The organism is Streptomyces sp. NPDC059909 (genome assembly GCF_042730885.1).
Taxonomy (GTDB): domain Bacteria; phylum Actinomycetota; class Actinomycetes; order Streptomycetales; family Streptomycetaceae; genus Streptomyces.
The window spans coordinates 101376-123177 of the sequence record NZ_JBHWKX010000016.1; the positions used below are offsets into that span (position 1 = coordinate 101376).

The following is a 21802-nucleotide window of genomic DNA, read 5'->3' on the forward strand; positions in this document are numbered from 1 at the left end:
GTCACACTATCCGCCCAGTTCAGCGCCGAGCGACGTCCGTGACAAATTCCACGTGCCTTACAACTGGGCATTCCGCGCAAACTTCATGGACTGCCGACCGCACCTTGGGGATCGCTTTACTTGCACATGCCCGAAGCCGCGTTCGTGCCGGAGAAAGTGGGCGTCGGGCGCGGGTTCGAGGAGCCCGCATTCTCCTCACCCTCCGTGTCGGCCCCGGTGCTCGGCGTCGCATCAGGCGCGACCACGATCACGGGCGCGTCCCTGCGCAGCCGCTCGAAGAGTTCGCTCGCGGCCGGCTCGACGAGCGAGTCCCGGTTCGGGTCCGCCGCGTACGGCTTCCGGGGAACGGTGAGGAACTGCACGCGCTCCGGCGGCACGCCCCGCATCGAGCGCGTCAGGTCGTAGAGGTCCTTCAGGGAGTCCAGGCCGGGGTCGGTGGTGATCGACCTGGTCGCCGCGTCGAGGACCGGGTAGAGCTTGGTCGGGTTGAGCAGGACGCCGTTGCTCTGCACCTTCTTGAAGAGCGCGCCGAGGAACTGCTGCTGTCGGTCCATGCGTTCGGTGTCGCTGCCGTTGCCCAGCGTCTTGCGGGCACGGACGAAGCCGAGGGCCTGCTCGCCGTTGAGGGTCTGTTTGCCCGCCTTCAGGCTGAGATGGGCCTCTTTGTCGTTGATCGGCCTCTTCAGGCAGACCTGGACCCCGTCCACGGCGTCGACCATGCCCTTGAAGCCATGGAAGTCGATCACCATGTGGTGATTGATCCGGACCCCGGTGAGCCGCTCGACGGTACGGATCGTGCAGGCTGCGCCGCCGTACGAGTAGGCGTAGTTGAACTGGGCGATCTGCGCCCGGGTGCGCGTGCCCTTGGCCGTACGGCAGCTGGGGACGTCCACCATCAGGTCGCGCGGCACGGACACCGCGGTCGCGCTGCGCCGGTTGCCGGCGATGTGCAGCAGGATCGTGGTGTCGGAGCGCTGCCCCTTGGCCCGGCCGTATTTGCGGTTGGCGGATCCGGCGCGGGTGTCGGAGCCGATGAGGAGGATGTTGCGCGCGCCGTGGGCGGCGGGCAGCGGGCGCTCCCTGTCGTACCGCTCCAGTTCCTCGGCGGTGGTGATGTCCGTGGTGATGTTGCTGTCGAGCTTGCGGTAGAACCACCAGCTGACCCCGGCGACGGCGAGGAGGAGGAGCGACAGCCCGCAGGCGGCCCAACGCTGCCAGCGGCGCCCGCGCTTGACCACGCCCCCCGGGGCCGACCCACCGGGGCCGGCTGTTCCACCGCTCCCGCCCGCCTCGTCGCCCGCGTCCCCGGCCGCCCAGTCGTCCGCCTCGTCGCCCGCGTCCCCGGCCGGATCCGTGGCCGGGGACGCGGCCGGATGCGCGGCCGGTTCGTCCGGTTCGGCGGGCGTGCCAGCGCTGTCGGTCACTTCTGGGTCCATCCTCGCGGCAGTTTGTCTATGTATGTACCGCCGATGATGTCCCGGAGCCGACCCTCAGGCCCGAGGGCTCGGCCCGCGGTGAGCCGTATGAGTGGACTTCAGAGCGCCCGTCGTCCCGAGCTGTTCGTCATACCGCGGTGCCGGTGACCCGCTCGCTCTCGACGCGCTTCTCGAGCCCTTCCGGGGACAGTTGGTCCAGGTTCCGGCAGAGGACCACCGAGCCGCCGGAGGCGAGCGGTGCGTACAGACCGGCGGACAGCCCGTCCCAGGTGTCGTACGGAAGCCCCGACAGCAGCCGCGACCCGGCGCCCAGGCCCAGTCCGGCGGCGTCCGCACGGGCGCGCTCCACGAGCTGGGCGCCCGTCAGGTCCGTACCGGCGACGCCGAGCGCCGGGGCGTGCGGATCGACCGGTACGTACGGGGAGAAACGGTCGCCCTGGCTCGGGACCTCCACGGCGTAGTCGGCAAAGCCCTCCGGCGGCTGCGGGAACCGCCCGCCGAGGGGGCGCAGCGCGAGCGCGATCCGCTCCCCGGAGCAGGCGCGGGCCGCATCGAGGCTGTCCGGGCCGCTCACCACCAGGTCCGCGGCCGCCGGGTCGCCCCCGACGTCCGCCACGACCCCGACCGACGAACAGGCGAGCAGCCACACCGCGGTCTGCCAGTGGGCGGGCAGCAGCAGTGCCAGCCGGTCGCCCGGCTCGACGGACAGCCCGTCCTGGAGGAGGTTCGCCGTCTTGGCCACCCAATTGGCGAAGGTGGCGACGGACAATTCGACTCGCTCGCCGGTGGCGTCGTCGTAGAAAGTGACCAAGGGGCGGGCCGGGTCCGCGGCGAGCGCGGATCGCAGCAGGTCGGCGGGGGTGCGGTCGCTGGCGTTCACCCGCGCAAGGGTACGCCGCGGGGGCCGCGCGGGCGCGTCCGTACCGGTGACCGGATCCCCCGGACGGACCGACGGACCGTCACTTTTCCGAGGGGCGTACGCCGCCCGGGCTCTCCAGGATCATGCACATGCGTGCCTTGCTTGCATCCTCGATCGGCGCCGCGTGCACCGCAGCGCTCGTCCTCCCCGCGCTCGCGCTGCCGGCCGGTGCGACGGCGACGGTCGGTGCGGCGCCGGCCGGGCCGGACGTGCCGGGCGCCACGCAGTCCCTGCCGCTGGCTCCGCTCCCCGGGCTGCTGCGGGCGGACGGCGAGGCGGTCGCGCAAGGGTTGACGCGGCGCGACGTCCGCCCGTTCTCGCTCCTCGGGGTCGTCTGGGACGACGTGGACGCCGAACTGCACGGGACGGTCCAGGTCCGTACGCGCGCCACCGGCTCCGGTGGGTGGTCCGCGTGGCAGGACGTGGAGACCCACAACCACGAGCACGGCGCCGACCCCGGCTCGACCGAGCGGACCGAGGGCGGCCCGGTGCGCGGCTCGACCGCGCCGCTGTGGGTCGGCGACTCGGACGGCGTGGAGGTGCGCGTACGGCCGGAACCCGCCGGGACCGGGCTGCTCCGCGGGCTGACCCCGCCGCTGCCGCGCGGGCTGCGGCTGGAGCTCGTCGACCCGGGCCGGGCGGAGGAAGAGGCCCCGGTGTCGGACGAGGCGGCGGAGGAGGAGCCCGTACCCGAGGAGTCCGTACCCGAGGAGTCCGTACCCGAGTCCGAGGCTGAGCCGTCGGGCGAGGAGGAACTCCCGGCCGCCGGTGCCCAGTCCGGCATCGATAACGCCCAGGCCGCGGCCCTGTCGCCGGAGGCCGCGGCCGCCTCCGCCGTGAACGCCGAGCTCGCGCCGCTCGGCGCCGGGGTCATCCCCGCCCTGACCAAGGCCCAGACGGAGGCGGAAGCGAGGATGTACGGGGTCGCGAAGCCGTACGTCGGTCCCCGGCCGCGGATCATCACGCGCAAGGGCTGGGGGGCGGACGAGAACCTGCGCGAAAAGCAGTTCGTCTACACGAACGGGGTCAAAGCGGCCTTCGTCCATCACACGGCGACGGGCAACCGGTACACCTGCCAGCAGGCTCCCTCCGTCCTCCGCAGTATCTACCGCTACCACGTACAGAGCAGCGGCTGGCGCGACTTCGGCTACAACTTCGCCGTCGACAAGTGCGGAAACATCTACGAAGGGCGCGCGGGGGGCGTGGCCAAAGCCGTCCTGGGTGCCCACACACGCGGTTTCAACAGCAACAGCATGGGCATCGCGGTCATCGGCACCTACAGTGCGACCACCCCGCCGGCCGTCGCGGTGACCGCGGTGGCCAGGCTCACCGCCTGGAAGCTGGGTCTGTACGGGGTGGATCCGACGACGACGACCTATCTGACATCCGCCGGCGGCAACAAGTTCACGAAGGGCACGAAGGCCAGACTCAACGTCATCTCCGGGCACCGCGACGGATTCGCGACGGACTGCCCGGGCAGCCTCCTCTACAGCAAACTCGGCGTGGCGCGCAGCGCTTCGGCGAAGTATCAGGGGCGTTGAAAAGTCGTACCGCGGTGCCGCATACGTACGTACGAACAGGCTGCATACACTGGCCGGTCATACGCACGAAAACGCCCGGCCCCAGCAGGAAGCAGAGATGGCATTGACTCAGGCCCAAGAAGCGATCCTCCTGGTCGGTGGCAAGGGCACGCGGCTGCGGCCGCTCACCGTGAACACGCCCAAGCCGATGGTCCCCGCGGCGGGCGTGCCGTTCCTCACCCACCAGCTGGCACGGGCCAGCGCGGCGGGCGTCGAGCACATCGTGCTCGCGACCTCGTACCTCGCGGAGGTCTTCGAGCCGTACTTCGGCGACGGTTCCTCGCTGGGGCTGCACTTGGAGTACGTGACCGAGGAGGAGCCGCTCGGCACGGGTGGGGCGATCCGGAACGTGGCGTCGCGGCTGCGGTCGGGGCCCGACGACCCGGTGCTCATCTTCAACGGGGACATCCTGACGGGTCTGGACATCGGCGACCTGGTCGAGACGCACGAGCGGTCCGGGGCGGACGTGTCGCTGCACCTGACCCGGGTGGAGGACCCGCGGGCCTTCGGACTCGTCCCGACGGACGAGCGCGGGCGGGTGACGGCGTTCCTGGAGAAGCCGCAGACCCCTGAGGAGATCGTCACCGACCAGATCAACGCGGGGGCGTACGTCTTCCGCCGCTCGGTGATCGACAGCATCCCCGCGGGCCGTCCGGTCTCGGTCGAGCGGGAGACCTTCCCGGACCTGCTGTCGGCCGGGGCGCATCTGCAGGGCCTGGTCGACTCCACGTACTGGCTCGACCTCGGCACCCCCCAGGCCTTCGTCCGCGGCTCCGCCGACCTCGTGCTGGGCCGTGCGCCGTCCCCGGCGGTGCCGGGCCGCTGCGGCGACCGGCTCGTCCTGCCCACCGCCACGGTCGCCCCCGACGCCAAGCTGACGGAGGGCACGGTCGTCGGCGCCGGCGCGGTGATCGGCGAGGGCGCCCGCGTCTCGGGCAGCACGGTCCTGGACGGCGCGGTCGTCGAAGCCGGCGCGGTCGTCACCGACTCCCTGATCGGCGCCCGCGCCCGCATCGGCGCGCGCACGGTCCTCTCCGGCGCGGTCATCGGCGACGGGGCGACGATCGGGCCGGACAACGAGCTGCGGGACGGCGTCCGGGTGTGGTGCGACGCGACGCTGCCCGCGGGGGCGATCCGCTTCTCGTCGGACCAGTAGTCGCGCTCACAGTCACGCTCGGGCCCGGTTCTGCCGCGCGGGTGGGCCGGGTTCGCCGCACGGGCGGGCGGGGCCGCGGGGCCGGGTTCGCCGCACGGGCGGGCGGGGCCGCGGGGCCGGGTTCGCCGCACGGGCGGGCGGTGCGGGCCCTACCCTCGAAGGGACCCCGAACCCCGAGGACCCCACCTGTGGCCGGACGCTTCGAACCCCGCCCCGCCGTCACCCGCACCACCACACGCGGTGGCGAGGTCGCCGTACCCGCGCCCGTACCCGCGCCCAGGGCGGCGGCGCGTCCGCCCGCGGGCCGGGAACGGCGGTACGTGCCGCCGGGGCCGCTCGACCTCGGGCTGGTGCTGGGGCCGCTGCGGCGCGGGCCCGCGGACCCCACGTTCCGTACGACACCGGACGGCTCGGTGTGGCGGGCGACCCGTACCCCCGCAGGCCCCGGGACGCTCCGTGTCGCCGCACGGGACGGTGCCGTGCACGCCGAGGCCTGGGGCCCCGGCGCCGAGTGGCTGCAGGAGCAGCTTCCCGCGCTGCTCGGCGAGTCCGACGACCCGGATGCCTTCGAGCCCCGCCACCGCCTTGTCGCGGACACCCACCGCCGCCGACCCGGTCTCCGACTGACCCGCACCGGACTGGTCATGGAGTCCCTGATCCCGTCGATCCTGGAACAGAAGGTCACCACGGACGAGGCCTACCGCGCCTGGCGGCTGCTCGTGCGCAAGTACGGGGAGCCCGCCCCGGGCCCCGCGCCGGAGCGGATGTACGTCATGCCCGAGCCCCGGACCTGGGCCCTCGTGCCCTCCTGGGAGTGGCACCGCGCAGGCGTCGACAACAAGCGGGCCTCCACGATCCTCCGGGCCGTCCGCGTCGCCCGCCGCATGGAGGAGGCCGCCGCGATGGACCCCGAGGCGGCGCAGGCCCGCCTGGAACTGATCCCCGGCATCGGCCCCTGGACCTCCGCCGAGACGGTCCAGCGCAGCAACGGCGCCCCCGACGCCGTGACCGTCGGCGACCTCCACCTCCCCGGCATCGTCGGCTACGCCCTCGCCGGTGACCGCAACGCCGACGACGCCGCGATGCTCGAGCTCCTGGAGCCCTACGCGGGCCAGCGCCACCGCGCCGCCCGCCTGATCCTGCTGAGCGGACGAGTGCCTGCGCGCCGGCAGCCGAAGATGCCGCGTCACGACATCGCCGCCCTGTGAGCGACCGGCCATCGGCGAGCCGGGCCGGAACTGGCTGGCCCCGGCCGTCCGCCCGGAGGGCGCGCACCGGCGGATCCCCGCGATGCGTCCGGCGAGACGCCCGGCCTGCCGACCAGCCCGGTCCGTCGCTGCCGACCCGCCCGATCCGGCCGCCTGCCGGCCCGGCTCCCGGCTCGCCGGTCCGGAGCCGGTGTCAGCGCGGACCGGGCGTCCTGCTCACCGCACCTCGATGAACGCCGACGCGTCCCGCGCCGGCCGGTCCTTCGGGGGAGCGGCGGGCCGTCCCACGGCCACCGCTCCCATCGGGTCCCACGACTGCGGCAGCCCGAGGACCTCGCGCACGACGTCGCGGCAGAACATCGTCGACGACACCCACGCCGACCCGAGCCGCTCGCCCGCGAGCGCCACCAGGAAGTTCTGTACGCCCGCGCCCGCGGCGACCACGAACATCTCGCGCTCCGCCGCGTCCCGCCGGGCGTCCCCGTACGTGTGCGAGCCGTCCATCACCAGGCAGGGCACCACCAGGTAGGGCGCGTTGCGCAGGACGTCGCCTCGCCTGATCCGCTTGGCGATCGACTCCTCCGACCTGCCGTCGCGCCGGAGGTCCGCGATCCAGGCGTCCCGCATCGCGTCCAGCAGCCGCATCCGCGACTCCGCGGACTCCAGCAGCACGAAGCGCCACGGCGTCGTGTGATGGGGTGCGGGCGCCGTCACGGCCGCGGCGACCGCGCGCCGGACCGCGCCCGGATCCACCGGTTCGTCCGTGAACTCCCGCACCGTGCGCCGCAGCGTCACCGCTTCCCGTACGGCCTCCGAGGTGCCCAGCCGGAACATGTCGTCCTCGGCCACCCGCACCAGGGCCCGCGCCCCCTCGGCCTCCGCGGAGACCACATGGCCGAGCCCGCGCACCACCGCGACCGGCAGCCCTGCGGCCTTGCCCTTGACCAGGTCGCCGGCCGCGGCCAGTTCGTCCGCCGTGGCGACGACGGTCGCGCTCAGCGGATTGCCGTGTGCGTCCTCGCCACCGCGGAGATCGTCCAGCACCCGCACGCCCGCCGCCCCGATCGCGACATCGGTGAGCCCGGTCCGCCAGGGCCGCCCGAAGGTGTCCGTGACGACCACACCGACCTCGACGCCGAGCGTGTCCCGCAGCCCTTCGCGGATACGCGCGGCCGACGCGTCCGGGTCCTCGGGCAGCAACAGCACCGTCCCGGCAGGGGTATTGGAGGCGTCGACACCGGCCGCGGCCATGACGAGGCCCTGCCGGTTCTCGACGATACGGAGGGCGCCACGCCGTGCCACGACCCGTACCGTCTCCGCGTCGATGGCGCCCTCGCGGTCGTCGGCCGCGACGATCCGCCCCTCCGCCTTGCTCACGATCTTCGACGTGACCAGCAGGACGTCGCCGTCGACCAGCCCCGGTTCGGTCGCCGCGATCAGCTTGGCGATGTCGTCGCCCGGCCGGACCTCGGGCAGCCCGGGCAGCGCCCAGGCCCGGTACGACGGCGAGGTCGGCGCCCCCGTCAGGCTCTCCGCTCCCGTCATGCCCGTACCTCCTGCGCGAGCGCCAGCGCCTCGCGCGCCATCGCGGCGGCGGCCTCGACGTCCGTCATCATCAGCGGCACGGCCCTGCACCGGATCCCCGCCTCCTCGACCTCGGCCACCGCACCCGCGTCCACGGTGTCCACGAGCCAGCCGTCCAGCAGGCCCGAGCCGTAGTGCTTCGCCACGGCCGCTGCCGTCGACTCGACGCCGACCGCCGCCAGGACCTTGTCCGCCATGCCCCGCACCGGCGCGTCGCCGACGATGGGGGAGAGGCCGACGACGGGGACGCCCGCCTCCGCGATCGCCTCCCGGATGCCGGGCACCGCGAGGATCGTGCCCACGCTCACCACGGGGTTGGACGGCGGGAAGAGGATGACGTCGGCGGTGGAGATCGCCTCCAGCACGCCCGGCGCGGGCTTCGCCTGCTCGGCCCCCACGGGCACGATGGCATGGGCGTCGACGGAGGCGCGCAGCTTGACCCAGTACTCCTGGAAGTGGATCGCCTTGCGCTCGCCGTCGACGTCGACGGCGACATGGGTCTCGACGCGGTCGTCGGTCATGGGGATGAGCCGCACGCCGGGCTGCCAGCGGTCGCACAGCGCCTCGGTGACGGCGCTCAGCGGATAGCCCGCGCCCAGCATCTGCGTACGGACGATGTGGGTGGCGAAGTCACGGTCGCCGAGCCCGAACCACTCCGGTCCCACGCCGTACGCCGCGAGCTCGCTCTTGACCTGGAAGGTCTCGTCCGTGCGTCCCCAGCCCTGCTCCTCGTTGATGCCGCCGCCGAGCGTGTACATCACCGTGTCGAGGTCCGGGCAGACCTTCAGCCCGAACAGATGGATGTCGTCACCGGTGTTGCCGATGACCGTGATGTCGGCTTCGGGGGCGGCCGCCTTGAGGCCACGCAGAAAACGAGCACCGCCGATGCCACCGGCCAGAACCACAATGCGCATAACGACAGTCTGTCAGCCGTCGGCCGATCGTCGAGGGGCGGTGGGCGGGGCGACGGACGGGCTGGTCGGGCGAGCCCGTCAGGCGGTGACGACGTCCTCGCGGGCCGGGGAGCAGTGCGAGGCGTGCATGGGCATCTCGGTCAGGCCCGGGAAGTAGATGTGCAGGCTCACGGCCGGTTCGAGCGAGTCGTTGACCACCTCGTGCACATATCCGGGTGCGAAGACGCGCTGGGCGCCGGCGGTCAGGGACCGGGCGGCGGTGGCCGTCCGCTCCGTCAACTCGCCCTCGAGCACGGTGAGTACGCCGGACGACGGGCCGTGGTCGTGGAGCCCGCTGCCCTGGCCGGGCACCCAGGAGAGCAGCCAGACCTCGTACCCGGGGCCGGTGCGCAGCCGGTGGTACCAGCGGGAGGTGGCGTCGTACTGGACGAGGTGCGCCCACTGGGCGCGGTCGTCGGCGATGGAGCGGGCGAGACCGGCGAACTCGGCCACGGTCGCGGGGTGCTCCTTGGCGGGCTGGAGGAGGTGCTGGACCTCGAGGATGTCGCCGGCGATCTGGAGGTCGCTGCTGCTGTTCATGGGTGCGGTGGTTCCTCGGCAGAAACAGAAAGGTCAGTGCTGGGGTGTCGCGAGTCCTCGCCCGGAGGGGCGGAGGGGGAAGAGCTGGAGCGCTACGGCATCAACAGCTGGAACAGCAACAGCAACAGCGACCCTGGACAGCACTGCGGAACCCACGGAGGGGGGTCGCGGAAGGCGCTGTGGTCGCTGGCATGCCTTCCAAGGTGGCCAACGCGGTCCCGAATGTCAACTCGATGCCCGGTTTGGCGTCAATGTTTCACCTCATCCGGTTACTCCGGTCGGAGAAAGGTTTGTGCAGCCGCTCGGCCGGAGACATCGCGCAGCAACCGCGCTCTCAAACGCCGTTGTGCTCTCGTGATCAGACTGTGATCCGGATCGCTTGTGCGGCCGTATCGCAACAAGATCGAACCGTGCGGCGTCCTTCCCTCGTGAGGACCGGTGATCGCCGGTCCCCGCGACGGGGGAGGGGGAGGGTGTGGGGTGTGCACGGACAGGCCAGTGGCATGTGTCTTGTTTTTGATGATTTGAACACTTTCCGCATAGCCTTGGTCCCGCAGAGTGAATACCGGGCCCAATAGCAGATCTCGGCTTGACTGGCCCGGATCCACACACTTGTAATTTCACTCGTGTCGTTCGGCCGAAATCGGTAACGGCTACACCACGGGGACGCAAAGACAGACGAGGGGCGCACATGACCGAGCTGTTCCAGCAACTGCTGGTCGAGGACGCGGAAGAGGAACTCGGCTGGCAGGAGCGCGCGTTGTGCGCCCAGACCGACCCCGAGTCCTTCTTTCCGGAGAAGGGCGGTTCCACTCGCGAAGCCAAGAAGGTCTGCCTCGCCTGCGAAGTCCGCTCCGAGTGCCTCGAGTACGCCCTCGCCAACGACGAGCGATTCGGCATCTGGGGCGGCCTGTCCGAGCGTGAGCGCCGCCGCCTCAAGAAGGCCGCCGTCTGACCGAGCTGCCCACGCGGCTAGCCGATCTGCCCGATCTGCCCGATCCGGCTGATCCGGGTGGCCTGTCCGGCACTCGTTTCCGGCCGTCGTTTCCGGCCAGGCCGCCCGTCCGGGCTTCCGGCCGGACGACCGAGCTGTCCGGCCGGACAGCACCCACCCGTACGTACCAAACGGCACACACCCGTACGTAAGAGCGGTCCGCCGCCCGTGGCTCTGTCCACAGGCGGCGGACCGTTCCGTTGTCAGCCGTTAGTGTGGGGCCCCGTCCCAGACGCTCCAGCGCCCCCTCGCGGGGTGACCCCGGCCGGAGGGCCCGTACCTCAATGTCCGCCACCACCGCCGTGTTTGTTCCCGCAACGCCGCCCGAGTGCCCGCGGCACGTCGTCACCGCCGTCCTCGTCTCGCACGACGGTGCCCGCTGGCTGCCGGACGCGCTCGCCGGGCTGCTCGGCCAGGAGCGCCCCGTGCAGAACGTCGTCGCGGCCGACACCGGCAGCGCCGACGACTCCGCGCGGCTGGTCACCGAGGCGCTCGGCGCCGACCGGGTGCTGCATCTCGCGCGCCGCACCGGATTCGGTGCCGCTGTGGACGAGGCCGCCCGCACCGCGCCCGTCCTCACCCCCGACGATCTGCCGTACCTGAAGCGCCCCAGCGGCTGGGACCCGGTGAGCAGGACCTGGCGCGACGAGGCCTACGACATGCCGGAACTGCCCTACGGCGAACCGGTCCAGTGGCTCTGGCTGCTCCACGACGACTGCGCGCCCGCCCCCGACGCCCTCGCCGAACTGCTGCGCGTCGCCGACTCCGACGAACACGCGGTGATCATCGGCCCCAAGCTGCGCGGCTGGTACGACCGCAAGCAGCTGCTCGAGGCCGGCGTCTCCATCGCCAACAGCGGCCGCCGCTGGACCGGACTCGACCGCCGCGAGCAGGACCAGGGCCAGCACGACCAGGTCCGCTCCGTCCTTTCCGTCTCCTCCGCCGGCATGCTCATCCGCCGCGACGTGTGGGAGGAGCTCGGCGGCTTCGACCGCCGGCTGCCCCTGATGCGCGACGACGTGGACCTGTGCTGGCGCGCCCACGCCGCCGGACACCGCGTCCTCATCGCACCCGGCGCCGTCCTCCGCCACGCCGAGGCCGCGGCCCGCGAGCGCCGCACCGTCGACTGTGCGGGCCGCTCCGTGGCCAGCCCGCACCGCGTCGACAAGGCGGGTGCCGTCTACACCCTGCTGGTCAACGCACGCGGCCGCGCCCTGCCCTACGTACTGCTCCGGCTCGTGCTCGGCACCCTGCTGCGCACCCTCGCCTATCTCGTCGGCAAGGCGCCCGGCCAGGCCGTCGACGAGGTCATGGGCCTCTTCGGCACCCTCCTGCGCCCCGAGAGGATCCTCGCCGCCCGCCGCAGGCGCAGAAAGCCCCTGGTCGACCCGAGCGAACTGCGCCCCCTCTTCCCGCCGCCCGGCGCCACCGTCCGGGCCACGGTCGAGCAGGTCGCGAGCAGCCTCGGCGCCGGCAAGGACTCCGACTCCGGAGGCTCGCGCCACGGCGTCGTCGAATCAGGTCCGGGCGGCGACGACGCGGACTACCTGGAGATCGAGCAGTTCGCCCGGCTGAAGCGCATCGCCCGCAAGCCCGGCCCCGTCCTCTTCGCGGTCCTGCTCCTCGTCTCGGTGGTCGCCTGCCGCGGCCTCTTCACCGGCGGCGCACTCGCCGGCGGCGCGCTGCTGCCCGCACCCGACGAGGTGTCAGATCTCTGGGGGCGGTACGCCGACGCATGGCACCCCCTCGGCACCGGCGGCACCCAGACAGCGCCCCCCTATCTCGCGGTCCTCGCCGTTCTGTCCGGGCTCTTCCTCGGCTCCACCGGCTTCGCGCTCACGCTGCTGCTCGTCTGCTCGGTGCCGCTCGCCGGCGTCACCGCGTACTTCGCCTCCCGGCCGCTCGTCGAATCCCGGCTGCTGCGCGCCTGGGCGAGCATCGCGTACGCCTTCCTGCCCGCCGCGACGGGCGCCCTCGCCACCGGCCGGCTCGGCACGGCCGTCCTCGCGATCGTGCTGCCGCTGATCGCACGCGCCGCGACCGCGGCGTACGGAATCGGCCGCGAGGACGGCGCCCGCGGCAGCTGGCGCGCCACCTGGGCGTACGCCCTGCTCCTGACCTTCACGATGGCCTTCACGCCGATCGTGTGGCCCATCGCGGTCGTCCTCGGGATCGCCGCCCTGGTGCTGCGCCGCGACGACATCACCGCGTACGGACTGCGTCTCGTCGCCGTCGTCGGGACCCCGCTGCTGGTCCTCGCACCCTGGTCGCTGTCCCTGCTCACCAGCCCGTCCGGCTTCCTCCACGAGGCGGGCCTGGACTTCGGCGCGGGCTCGGCGTCCGCGCTCGATCTGCTCGGCATCAGCCCCGGCGGCCCGAAGGCCCTCGGCGGACTGGTGCTCATCGGTGTCGTCCTCGCGGCGCTCGCTGCCCTGCTGCGTGGCGAGCGGCAGTTCGCGATCCGTACCGCCTGGGCCGTCGCGCTCGTCGCCCTCGTCGTCGCGGCCGTCGCCAACGGTTCGGGCTGGGCCGGACCCGCCACGCTCCTTTACGGCATCGCGCTGCTCGCCGCCGCCGTGCTCGGCGCGGAGGGCGCCCGCGAGCGCGTCGCCGCCCAGTCCTTCGGCTGGCGTCAACCCGTCGCCGCGCTCATCGCCCTCGCCGCCGTCGGCGCACCGCTCGTCGCCGCGGTCAACTGGATGCTCAGCGGGGCCGCGGGACCGCTGGAGCGCCGCGACCCGGTGCAGGTCCCGGCGTTCGTGGCCGAGGAGAGCGGCACCCGCGACCAGCCGCGCACCCTCGTCCTCGGCGGCACCTCCGCCGCCACGGTGTCGTACAGCCTGGTCCGCGGCTCCGGCGCCCGCCTCGGCGACGCCGAACTGACCGAGACCGGCGGCAGCGACGCCCGTCTCGACAAGGTCGTCGCCAATCTGGTCGCGGGCTCCGGCGCCGACCAGACCAGCCAGCTCAGCGGCTTCGCGATCCGGTACGTGCTCGTGCGGGACGGGGCGCCGCGCCAGATGAGCCGCGTCCTCGACGCCACGCCGGGACTGTCCCGGCTCAGCCAGCTCGACGGCAGCGCGCTGTGGCGCGTCGACCGCCAGGTCGCCCGCGCGGTCATCGTGAACGGCAAGGAGGACCCGCTGCCCGTGGCCTCCGGACCGGTCGAGGCCCACACCGAGATCCCGTCGGGCCCGTCCGGTCGCGTGCTGCGCATCGCGGACCACGCGGACGACGGCTGGCAGGCCACGCTCGACGGCCGCACGCTCTCCAAGACGACGGTCGACGGCTGGGCACAGGGCTTCGAACTCCCCACGGAGGGCGGCAAGCTCGACCTCACGTACGAGGAGCCCGTCACCCACACCGCCTGGATCTGGACGCAGGGCGCACTCGCGATCGTCCTGCTGGTGCTCGCCCTGCCCGGCCGGCGCCGTGAGATCGACGACGACCTGCCGGACGAGGAGGCCGCGATCCCGGCCCAGCCCGTGGAGGGCGAGGGGCGCCGGGCCCGCAGGTTGCGGGCGGCGGCCCAGGCGGAAGCGGAGGCGGAGGGCCTGGCGGCTCCCGAGCACGAGTCCGAGTCCGACGCCGAGTCCTGGCAGCAGCACGAGCCCGAGCACGAGCACGAGCCGTACGCGGCGGTGCCGCAGCAACAGCAGTACGGCGAATGGGACGCCACGGACCGGACGTACGCGGACGCGGACTACGCGACGTACGGCGAGCAGCAGCAGTACCAGCAGCAGTACGGGTACGGCGAGCAGCAGCCCTACGCCGAGCCGTCGCAGCCGTACGGGCAGGAGCAGTACGGCGGGCAGCAGCAGTACGGGCAGGACCAGTACGGGCAGGATCAGTACGCGCAGGATCAGTACGCCCAGGATCAGTACGCGCAAGACCAGTACGGGCAGGGGCAGCAGCAGTACGACCCGTACGGCACGGACCAGTACGACCCCTACGGCTACGAGACCGAGCAGCGTCCCGACGGGAGCAGCAACCAGTGAACCGCACCACCCTCTCCCTCCTCGCGGCCGCCACAGCCCTCGCCGCCGTGACCGGGCTTGCCGCCCTCACCGCGCCCGGCGGCGGGGAGGCGACGGCCGGGGCCGCCCAGGCCCCCGCCCGGCTGCCGGTCGAACGCTCCAGCCTGCTGTGCCCGGCGCCCACCACGTCCGACATCGGTGAGACGGCGTACACGTCGTTCACGCCGGCGGGCAGCAAGGCCGACGCGGACGTGGAGTCGACGGCCGAGCTGAAGCCGTCCGTGACGACGCTGGCGGACCCCGACAAGGGAGCCGCGGACAAGGACGCCGACAAGGCGGCCGAGGACGAGAAGAAGGACGAGGAGGAGAAGGCGGAGAAGACCGGCACGGCGAAGCAGCCCGCGCCCGAGAAACCCTTCCTCGCTCTCAAGGAGCCCGGCAAGCCCGTCGCCGCCGAGGAGTCCGGCAGCGACGCCCCCGCCCTCGTCGGCACCGCCACCGGCAAGCTCGCCCCCGGCTGGTCGACGCAGCAGACCACCACGGTCCCCGCGGGCAGTGGCCGCGGGGTGCTCGGCGTCAGCTGCACCGCGCCGGACACCGATTTCTGGTTCCCGGGCGCGAGCCTCGCCAAGGACCGGCAGGACTACGTCCACCTCACCAACCCCGACGACGCGGCCGCCGTCGCCGACATCGAGCTCTACGGCAAGGACGGCGCCCTCAAGTCCCAGCTGACCGAGGGCATCCCGGTGCCGGCCGGGGCGAGCGTGCCCGTGCTTCTGCCGACCCTGACGACCGACAAGGCCGAGGATGTGACGGTGCATGTCACCACCCGTACCGGCCGGGTTGGCGCCGTGGTTCGGGGCGCGGGCGACGACACCGGCAGCGACTGGCTGCCCGCCTCCACGGACCCGGCAGGCACGCTCGTACTGCCGGGCATTCCGGCCGACGCGACGTCCGTACGGCTCGTGGCGTTCGCGCCCGGCGACGACGACGCCGACCTCAAGCTCCGGCTGGCCACCGCATCCGGCACGATCACCCCGGCGGGCGCCGAGAACCTGCGGGTGAAGTCGGGCATGACCGCGGCCCTCGACCTGAAGGACGTCACCAAGGGCGAGGCCGGCTCCCTGCTGCTCAGCCCGTCGGAGAGCGGCAAGGCGACCCCCGTGGTCGCCGCGCTCCAGGTCACCCGCGGCACCGGCGCCAAGCAGGAGCTCGCCTTCATCCCCGCGACCGCTCCCGTGTCGGAGCGGGCCACGGCCGCCGACAACCGCGCCAAGGGCTCGGTGCTCTCCCTGACCGCGCCCGGTGCCACCGCCGAGGTGAAGGTCACGGCCTCGGCCGGCACCGAAGGAGGCGAGCCGGTCGTCAAGAAGTACACGGTGAAGGGCGGTACGACGCTCGCGATCACCAGCCCGCCCGTCCCGGCCGGCCTCAAGGGCTCGTACGCGCTGACGATCGAGCCCGAGTCCGGCGGCCCGGTCCACGCGGCGCGCACGCTGCTGCTGCCGCAGGACGGGATCGAGATGTTCACGGTCCAGACGCTTCCGGACGACCGCGGCACGGTCGAGGTCCCGCAGGCGGAGCAGGACCTCTCGGTGCTGGACTAGGGCAGGCCTGCTTTCCGGATCGGTCCTTCCGATCGGTCCTTCCGATCGGACCTTCCGGATCGGTCCTTCCGGATCTCCGGATCGGAAAACGGGCAGGACGGGCCGCCTGGTCCTGTCCCGTCTAGTCCTGCCCGTACCGGGGATCGACGGACTCCGGCGAGAGGCCGAGCAGGTCGGCGACCTGCTCCACGACGACCTCGTGGACCAGGAGGGCACGCTCGTCGCGGTTCTTGGTGCGGATCTCGACCGGCCGGCGGTAGACGACGATCCGTGCCGGCTGTCCCTTGCCGGCCGGGACCGAGGCGCCCAGCGGCACGGTCTCGTCCGGCGATCCCGGCACGTCCTGAACCAGGAACTCCACCTCGGTGAGCTGCGGCCAGCGCCGCTCCAGCCGCTCGACCGAGTCCTGCACGAGATCGCGGAACGTCTCGGCACGGCTGGCAGAGAGCGGAACCTGGGGCGGGGCGACGGGCCCTCGCATACCGCGGCCGTGCCGGTCGCGGCGGCGGGGCCGCGGCTCCCTGGCATCCCTCGGCTCGGTCGGGCGGGGCGGTACAGGACTGTCCATCACTGACGCAGGGTAGCTCTCCGGGGCGTGCACGCACCGAGGCCGCGCGCCTGCCACGCGGCATGTCGCTCCACCCCGTGGGGCATGTCGCTTATTGAACATTCCGGCCAAGCTTGGGCTCGTTTCTATGCCTCCGTGCGATCGCCGTTCTCATCGTGATTGGCGCGATTTGTATCGGGCCGTGACCGGATCGCGCACGGCCGCCGACCGGCCACTTTGCTCCCTGCGCAGGTCAGAGCGGCCGCCCGGAAGGGGCCTGTGCCGGACGTCACAACACGACACGGTGGAGTGACCTGGAGGAGAGTCGTCGCGGCCCGCTCAAGAGTGCGGTACCGTCCAACGTCGTGAGCCCTGTACGTCGCTGTTCGCGCACCGCGTGCGGCCGCCCTGCCGTCGCGACACTGACGTACGTCTATGCCGATTCGACCGCGGTCCTCGGCCCGCTCGCCACCTACGCCGAACCCCACTGCTACGACCTGTGCGCCGAGCACAGCGAGCGTCTCACCGCCCCGCGCGGCTGGGAGGTCGTACGGCTCTCGGACAGCTCCGGCCCGACCCGGCCCAGCGGCGACGACCTCGAAGCGCTGGCCAACGCGGTCCGGGAGGCGGCACGCCCCCAGGAGCGCGCGGCCCAGGCGGGCGGCGGTGCCGGTGCGCGCAGGGCGGACCCGATGGAGGTCGCGCGCCGCGGCCATCTGCGGGTGCTGCGCTCCCCCGACTCCTGACAGCCCCGACTCCTGAGAGCCCGGACTCCTGGGCGGCCAGACTCCGTGTGAGGGCACTGTGTGCCGTCTCCTGCGGGTAGTTTGAGGCGACCGCAGAGACTTCAGGAGGGTTGGGCCGTGGCTGCATCTGCTGCTGCTGATCTGTCGCAGATCATCAAGGCGTACGACGTCCGCGGGGTGGTGCCCGATCAGTGGGACGAGTCGCTGGCCGAGCTGTTCGGCTCCGCCTTCGTACAGGTGACAGGCGCGGACGCGATTGTCGTCGGCCACGACATGCGCCCGTCGTCGCCCGGCCTCTCGGCCGCCTTCGCGCGCGGCGCGTCGAACCGGGGCGCGGACGTGACGCTGATCGGGCTCTGCTCCACGGACCAGCTGTACTTCGCGTCGGGGCAGTTCGGTCTGCCGGGCGCGATGTTCACGGCGTCGCACAACCCCGCGGAGTACAACGGCATCAAGATGTGCCGGGCGGGCGCGGCTCCCGTGGGCCAGGACTCGGGCCTGGCGGAGATCCGCGCGCTCGCCGAGGGCTGGCTCGCGGACGGAGCGCCCGCCCCGGCCGCGACCCCCGGCCGGATCAGCGAGCGCGACACGCTCACGGACTACGCGGACCACCTGCGCTCCCTCGTGGACGTCGCGTCGATCCGTCCGCTGAAGGTCGTCGTGGACGCGGGCAACGGAATGGGCGGCCACACGGTCCCGACCGTCTTCGCGCCGCTGCCGATCGAGCTCGTACCGATGTACTTCGAGCTGGACGGCACCTTCCCGAACCACGAGGCCAACCCGCTGGACCCGAAGAACATCGTGGACCTCCAGGCCCGCGTGCGCGCCGAGGGCGCGGACATCGGCCTCGCCTTCGACGGCGACGCCGACCGCTGCTTCGTGGTCGACGAGCGCGGCGAGGGGGTCCCGCCGTCGGCGATCACGGCGCTGGTCGCGGCCCGCGAACTGGAGAAGCACCCCGGGGGCACCGTCATCCACAACCTGATCACGTCGTGGTCGGTGCCGGAGGTCGTACGCGAACACGGCGGCATGCCGGTCCGTACCCGCGTCGGCCACTCCTTCATCAAGGAGGAGATGGCCCGCACCGGCGCGATCTTCGGCGGGGAGCACTCCGCCCACTACTACTTCCGCGACTTCTGGAACGCCGATACGGGCATGCTCGCCGCCCTCCACGTCCTCGCCGCCCTCGGCTCCCAGGAGGGCACCCTCTCTGCACTCGTCCACCGCTACGACCGCTACCGCGCCTCCGGCGAGATCAACTCCACGGTCGCCGACCAGACGGCCCGTACAGCGGCGGTCCGCCGGGTCTTCGCCGGCCGCGAGGACGTCACCATCGACGAGCTCGACGGCCTCACGATCGCCACCCCGGACTGGTGGTTCAACCTCCGCCCCTCCAACACGGAACCCCTCCTCCGCCTCAACGTCGAGGCCCGCGACGAACTCACCATGATCGCGGTCCGCGACGAGATCCTGGACCTGGTCCGCAGCAACTGACCCACGGCTCCGGGGCGCCTCGGTGCGGCGGCGCGACGCCGCCGTCCCACCGGGACGCCCGCCGCACCGCGCCCGCGCGCCAGGGGCAGACTCCCCGCAGGGCGGCCAGCGCGGCCCTGGGCAGAGACGGTCCAGTGGCTGTTCCGGCGGCCACGGCAGGCGGCCGGGCTGACGGGACAAGGACGGGACCACGGGGAGTGCCACCCTGCCCGCGCCATGCCGAGCCGCGTCGGCCGGTCCCCGGCGGTAGGCTGACCTGGCCCAAACCGCATGTTCGAAGGGACACCCTCATGCCGCTCGAAGCCGGTCTCCTGGAGATCCTCGCCTGCCCGGCCTGCCGCGCGCCGCTCAGCGACGAAACGGCAGCCGAAACGCCCGAGCTGATCTGCACCGGCAAGGACTGCGGCCTGGCGTACCCCGTACGCGACGGCATTCCCGTCCTCCTCGTCGACGAGGCCCGCCGCCCCGCCTGACGCGCCCCCGCCCCACGCGCCGCCCGGCGCGCCCGGCGTAAGCCCGCCCCCGCACCCCGTACGGCGAATCGGAGGCCCATCACCATGCTCGACGAGTCACTCCTCGACGCCCCGGAAGCCCTCGCCCGCGCCGATCGTCGTGCGCTGCTCCGCGGCGCCGCGGAGGCCGGCGCGCGCGTGCGCACCGCCGCCCGGCACGCGGCAGAGGCCGGGATCGCCGAGCTGACGCCCGAGGGCCGCCCTCGCGCGGTCCTCATCGCGGGCTCCGGCACCGCCGCCACCGGAGTCGCCGACCTCATCACCGCACTCGCCGGCGCCTCCGCTCCGGTCGCCCGGCTGCACCCCACCGGCGTCGCCCCCGCCGCCGGCGCCCTGCGCTGGGCGCTCCCCGGCTGGGCCGGGTCCGTGGACCTGCTCCTCATCACGACCACCGACGGCACCGAACCCGGCCTCGCCCTCCTCGCGGAGCAGGCGTACCGCCGCGGCTGCACCGTCGTCGCCGTCGCCCCGCAGCGCTCCCCGCTCTCCCAGGCCGTCGACGGTGTGCACGGCCTGGTGGTCCCCATGGCGGCAGGCCCCCAGGAGATGTACGACGAGACACAGGCGGCGGCCAGCCCCGGCGCGCTCTGGGCCCTGTTCACGCCCCTGCTCGCGCTCCTCGACCGGGTCGGCCTGGTCAACGCACCCCCGGACGCGCTCCAGAGCGTCGCCGACCGCCTCGACCGCATGGCCGAACGCTGCGGCCCCGCCATCGCGACCTACAGCAATCCCGCCAAGACGCTCGCGGCCGAGCTCGCCGACACCCTCCCGCTCATCTGGACGGAAGGCACCGCGGCCCCGGTCGGCCGCCGCTTCGCCGCCGTACTGGCGGAGCTCGCCGGCCTCCCCGCGCTCGCCGCCGAGCTCCCCGAGGCGCTTCCCGCCCACGGAGTCCTCCTCGCGGGCGACTTCGCGGCCGGTGCCGACCCCGAGGACTTCTTCCGCGACCGCGTCGAGGAGCCCCAGGCCCTGCGCGCCCGCGTCCTGCTGTTGCGCGACCGCACGGAGGGCGGCCTCACCGCGGCGCCCGCGGCTCGCGAACTCGCGCTCAGCCATGACACGGCCATCAGCGAACTGGAGCCTGAGGAGGGCAGCGAGCTGGAGACCCTCGCCGAGCTCCTCGCCGTGACCGACTTCGCCGCCGGGTACCTGGCGCTGGCAGCGACCAGCGGCAACCCCTGAGCCACCCGAGGCCACCCAAGGCCACCCGAAGCGCCGGACATCCGTCACTCACCAGCCACGAACCAGCCACGTACCGAGTCGAGGATCTCCCCTCATGGACCGCCTCTCCAACACCGTGCGCCCCTACGCCTGGGGCTCCACGACCCTCATCCCGGGCCTCCTCGGCATCGCCCCCACCGGCGAGCCCCAGGCCGAGATGTGGATGGGCGCCCACCCCGGAGCGCCCTCCCGCACCGACCGCGGCGCCCTGAACGACGTCATCGCCGCCGATCCGGTGCGCGAACTCGGCGCGGCATCCGTTGAGCGGTTCGGCCCCCGCCTGCCGTTCCTGCTCAAGCTGCTCGCAGCCGGCGCCCCCCTCTCCCTCCAGGTCCACCCGGACCTCGCCCAGGCCAAGGAGGGCTACGCCGCCGAGGAGCGCGCCGGCATCCCGATCGACGCGCCCCACCGCAACTACAAGGACGACAACCACAAGCCGGAACTGATCTGCGCCCTCACCCCCTTCGACGGACTGTGCGGCTTCCGCCCGCCCGTCGAGGCCGCCGACCTCATCGCCGGCCTGGACGTCGACTCCCTCAAGCCGTACGCCGACCTCCTCCACGCACATCCCGAGGAGGCCGCCCTCCGCGAGGTCCTCACCGCCGTCCTCGCCGCCGACCGGGACGAGATGGCCCACACCGTCACGGAGGCCGCGGCCGCCGCGGATCACCTCGGCGGCCCGTACGCCCCGTTCGCCGCCATCGCGCACCACTTCCCCGGCGACCCGGGCGTCATCGCCGCCATGCTGCTCAACCACGTACGGCTCCAGCCCGGCGAGGCGCTCTTCCTCGGCGCCGGCGTTCCGCACGCGTATCTCGGCGGCCTCGGCGTCGAGATCATGGCCAACTCCGACAACGTCCTGCGCTGCGGGCTCACCCCCAAGCACGTGGACGTGCCCGAGCTCCTCCGCATCGTCCGCTTCGAGGCGTCCGACCCCGGCGTGCTGCGCCCGGAGGCGTCGCCGTCCGGCGAGGAGGTGTACGACACCCCGATCGACGAGTTCCGGCTGTCCCGCTATGTACGGTCGGAGGGCGCGGCGCCCGTCGACGTCACCGCCCCCACCCCGCAGATCCTCCTGGCGACGGCGGGCCGCCCGACGGCGAGCGGCGCCTCGGGCGAGGTCACGCTCGCACCGGGGGAGTCCGTCTTCGTCCCGGCGGGGGAAAAGGCTGAACTGTCCGGTTCAGGCACGGTCTTCCGTGCCACAGTGGTGGCCTGACGCACCGTCCGTAGCGGCTGCTGCAACAATGGCCCGCCGTGCCGGGCCTGTGTGCCCCGGGCACGAGCCGGGTGCTTGCAGCGCCCGTACACCAGGAGCTTCGAGGAAG

Annotated in this window: 17 protein-coding genes; 11 read left to right on the plus strand and 6 right to left on the minus strand. The window is 73.0% G+C overall.

Annotated elements, in window-relative coordinates:
* Positions 1 to 116: 116 nt before the first annotated feature.
* Positions 117 to 1424 (minus strand): LCP family protein, encoded by a 1308-nt coding sequence (locus ACFV9O_RS14150; RefSeq protein ID WP_385416824.1) that lies wholly within the window; start codon positions 1422 to 1424, stop codon positions 117 to 119.
* A gap of 139 nt (positions 1425 to 1563) precedes the next feature.
* The gene (locus tag ACFV9O_RS14155; protein ID WP_385416827.1) at positions 1564 to 2316 is read right to left on the minus strand and encodes a TIGR03089 family protein; all 753 of its coding nucleotides are present in this window, start codon (positions 2314 to 2316) and stop codon (positions 1564 to 1566) included.
* A 128-nt stretch (positions 2317 to 2444) separates the two neighbouring features.
* Here ACFV9O_RS14155 and ACFV9O_RS14160 point away from each other — a divergent pair, with 128 nt between their 5' ends.
* The 3 genes from ACFV9O_RS14160 (at position 2445) to ACFV9O_RS14170 (ending at position 6299) form a co-directional block, all read left to right on the plus strand.
* Positions 2445 to 3896, plus strand: coding sequence for a peptidoglycan recognition protein (locus tag ACFV9O_RS14160; protein ID WP_385416829.1), 1452 nt, complete (start codon positions 2445 to 2447; stop codon positions 3894 to 3896).
* Positions 3897 to 3999: 103 nt separating this feature from the next.
* A complete protein-coding gene (locus ACFV9O_RS14165) occupies positions 4000 to 5091 on the plus strand; it encodes a sugar phosphate nucleotidyltransferase (RefSeq protein ID WP_385416904.1) in 1092 nt (363 codons plus the stop codon).
* A gap of 188 nt (positions 5092 to 5279) precedes the next feature.
* Positions 5280 to 6299 (plus strand): DNA-3-methyladenine glycosylase family protein, encoded by a 1020-nt coding sequence (locus tag ACFV9O_RS14170; RefSeq protein WP_385416832.1) that lies wholly within the window; start codon positions 5280 to 5282, stop codon positions 6297 to 6299.
* A gap of 216 nt (positions 6300 to 6515) precedes the next feature.
* Here the strand turns inward: ACFV9O_RS14170 and ACFV9O_RS14175 are convergent, their stop codons facing one another.
* The 3 genes from ACFV9O_RS14175 to ACFV9O_RS14185 all read right to left on the minus strand — a co-directional run bounded on the left by ACFV9O_RS14175 (position 6516) and on the right by ACFV9O_RS14185 (position 9376).
* The gene (locus tag ACFV9O_RS14175; RefSeq protein WP_385416835.1) at positions 6516 to 7844 is read right to left on the minus strand and encodes a coenzyme F420-0:L-glutamate ligase; all 1329 of its coding nucleotides are present in this window, start codon (positions 7842 to 7844) and stop codon (positions 6516 to 6518) included.
* Positions 7841 to 8797 carry a 2-phospho-L-lactate transferase gene (gene cofD, locus ACFV9O_RS14180; RefSeq protein WP_385416837.1) on the minus strand — a complete coding sequence of 319 codons (957 nt, stop codon included), beginning with the start codon at positions 8795 to 8797 and terminating at the stop codon, positions 7841 to 7843. The genes ACFV9O_RS14175 and cofD overlap by 4 nt, the downstream gene beginning before the upstream one ends.
* Positions 8798 to 8875: 78 nt before the next feature.
* Positions 8876 to 9376: a cysteine dioxygenase gene (locus ACFV9O_RS14185; protein WP_385416840.1), complete on the minus strand. Its 501-nt coding sequence runs from the start codon at positions 9374 to 9376 to the stop codon at positions 8876 to 8878.
* A gap of 691 nt (positions 9377 to 10067) precedes the next feature.
* On the opposite strand from ACFV9O_RS14185, the gene ACFV9O_RS14190 reads away from it, so the two are divergent.
* From ACFV9O_RS14190 to ACFV9O_RS14200, 3 genes are all read left to right on the plus strand, one after another.
* Complete coding sequence (locus tag ACFV9O_RS14190) at positions 10068 to 10331, plus strand: WhiB family transcriptional regulator (RefSeq protein ID WP_077974550.1); 264 nt, start codon at positions 10068 to 10070, stop codon at positions 10329 to 10331.
* Between the two features lie 323 nt (positions 10332 to 10654).
* Positions 10655 to 14368 carry a glycosyltransferase gene (locus ACFV9O_RS14195; protein WP_385416842.1) on the plus strand — a complete coding sequence of 1238 codons (3714 nt, stop codon included), beginning with the start codon at positions 10655 to 10657 and terminating at the stop codon, positions 14366 to 14368.
* Positions 14365 to 15954, plus strand: a complete 1590-nt coding sequence (locus ACFV9O_RS14200; RefSeq protein WP_385416845.1) for a DUF5719 family protein — start codon at positions 14365 to 14367, stop codon at positions 15952 to 15954. Before ACFV9O_RS14195 ends, ACFV9O_RS14200 begins: the two co-directional genes overlap by 4 nt.
* Before the next feature lie 121 nt (positions 15955 to 16075).
* Here ACFV9O_RS14200 and ACFV9O_RS14205 read toward each other — a convergent pair whose 3' ends face one another.
* Positions 16076 to 16522 (minus strand): metallopeptidase family protein, encoded by a 447-nt coding sequence (locus tag ACFV9O_RS14205; RefSeq protein ID WP_385416847.1) that lies wholly within the window; start codon positions 16520 to 16522, stop codon positions 16076 to 16078.
* A 293-nt stretch (positions 16523 to 16815) separates the two neighbouring features.
* Between ACFV9O_RS14205 and ACFV9O_RS14210 the strand changes: the two genes are divergently transcribed.
* From ACFV9O_RS14210 to manA, 5 genes are all read left to right on the plus strand, one after another.
* The gene (locus ACFV9O_RS14210; protein ID WP_385416906.1) at positions 16816 to 17247 is read left to right on the plus strand and encodes a DUF3499 domain-containing protein; all 432 of its coding nucleotides are present in this window, start codon (positions 16816 to 16818) and stop codon (positions 17245 to 17247) included.
* 117 nt (positions 17248 to 17364) lie between these two features.
* The gene (locus tag ACFV9O_RS14215) at positions 17365 to 18741 is read left to right on the plus strand and encodes a phosphomannomutase/phosphoglucomutase (protein WP_385416850.1); all 1377 of its coding nucleotides are present in this window, start codon (positions 17365 to 17367) and stop codon (positions 18739 to 18741) included.
* 290 nt (positions 18742 to 19031) lie between these two features.
* Entirely contained in the window at positions 19032 to 19214 is a 183-nt protein-coding gene (locus ACFV9O_RS14220; protein ID WP_385416853.1) for a Trm112 family protein, read from the plus strand.
* 84 nt (positions 19215 to 19298) lie between these two features.
* Entirely contained in the window at positions 19299 to 20435 is a 1137-nt protein-coding gene (locus tag ACFV9O_RS14225; protein WP_385416855.1) for an SIS domain-containing protein, read from the plus strand.
* A 94-nt stretch (positions 20436 to 20529) separates the two neighbouring features.
* Positions 20530 to 21693, plus strand: a complete 1164-nt coding sequence (gene manA / locus ACFV9O_RS14230) for a mannose-6-phosphate isomerase, class I (RefSeq protein ID WP_385416858.1) — start codon at positions 20530 to 20532, stop codon at positions 21691 to 21693.
* Positions 21694 to 21802 lie beyond the last annotated feature (109 nt).

Bases quoted from the DNA above. Each gene is read 5' to 3' on its own strand.
- ACFV9O_RS14190 (WP_077974550.1), top strand. From the start codon at position 10,068: ATGACCGAGCTGTTCCAGCAACTGCTGGTCGAGGACGCGGAAGAGGAA.
- cofD (WP_385416837.1), bottom strand. From the start codon at position 8,797: ATGCGCATTGTGGTTCTGGCCGGTGGCATCGGCGGTGCTCGTTTTCTG.
- ACFV9O_RS14225 (WP_385416855.1), top strand. From the start codon at position 19,299: ATGCTCGACGAGTCACTCCTCGACGCCCCGGAAGCCCTCGCCCGCGCC.
- ACFV9O_RS14185 (WP_385416840.1), bottom strand. From the start codon at position 9,376: ATGAACAGCAGCAGCGACCTCCAGATCGCCGGCGACATCCTCGAGGTC.
- manA (WP_385416858.1), top strand. From the start codon at position 20,530: ATGGACCGCCTCTCCAACACCGTGCGCCCCTACGCCTGGGGCTCCACG.
- ACFV9O_RS14195 (WP_385416842.1), top strand. From the start codon at position 10,655: ATGTCCGCCACCACCGCCGTGTTTGTTCCCGCAACGCCGCCCGAGTGC.
- ACFV9O_RS14160 (WP_385416829.1), top strand. From the start codon at position 2,445: ATGCGTGCCTTGCTTGCATCCTCGATCGGCGCCGCGTGCACCGCAGCG.
- ACFV9O_RS14175 (WP_385416835.1), bottom strand. From the start codon at position 7,844: ATGACGGGAGCGGAGAGCCTGACGGGGGCGCCGACCTCGCCGTCGTAC.
- ACFV9O_RS14205 (WP_385416847.1), bottom strand. From the start codon at position 16,522: ATGGACAGTCCTGTACCGCCCCGCCCGACCGAGCCGAGGGATGCCAGG.
- ACFV9O_RS14220 (WP_385416853.1), top strand. From the start codon at position 19,032: ATGCCGCTCGAAGCCGGTCTCCTGGAGATCCTCGCCTGCCCGGCCTGC.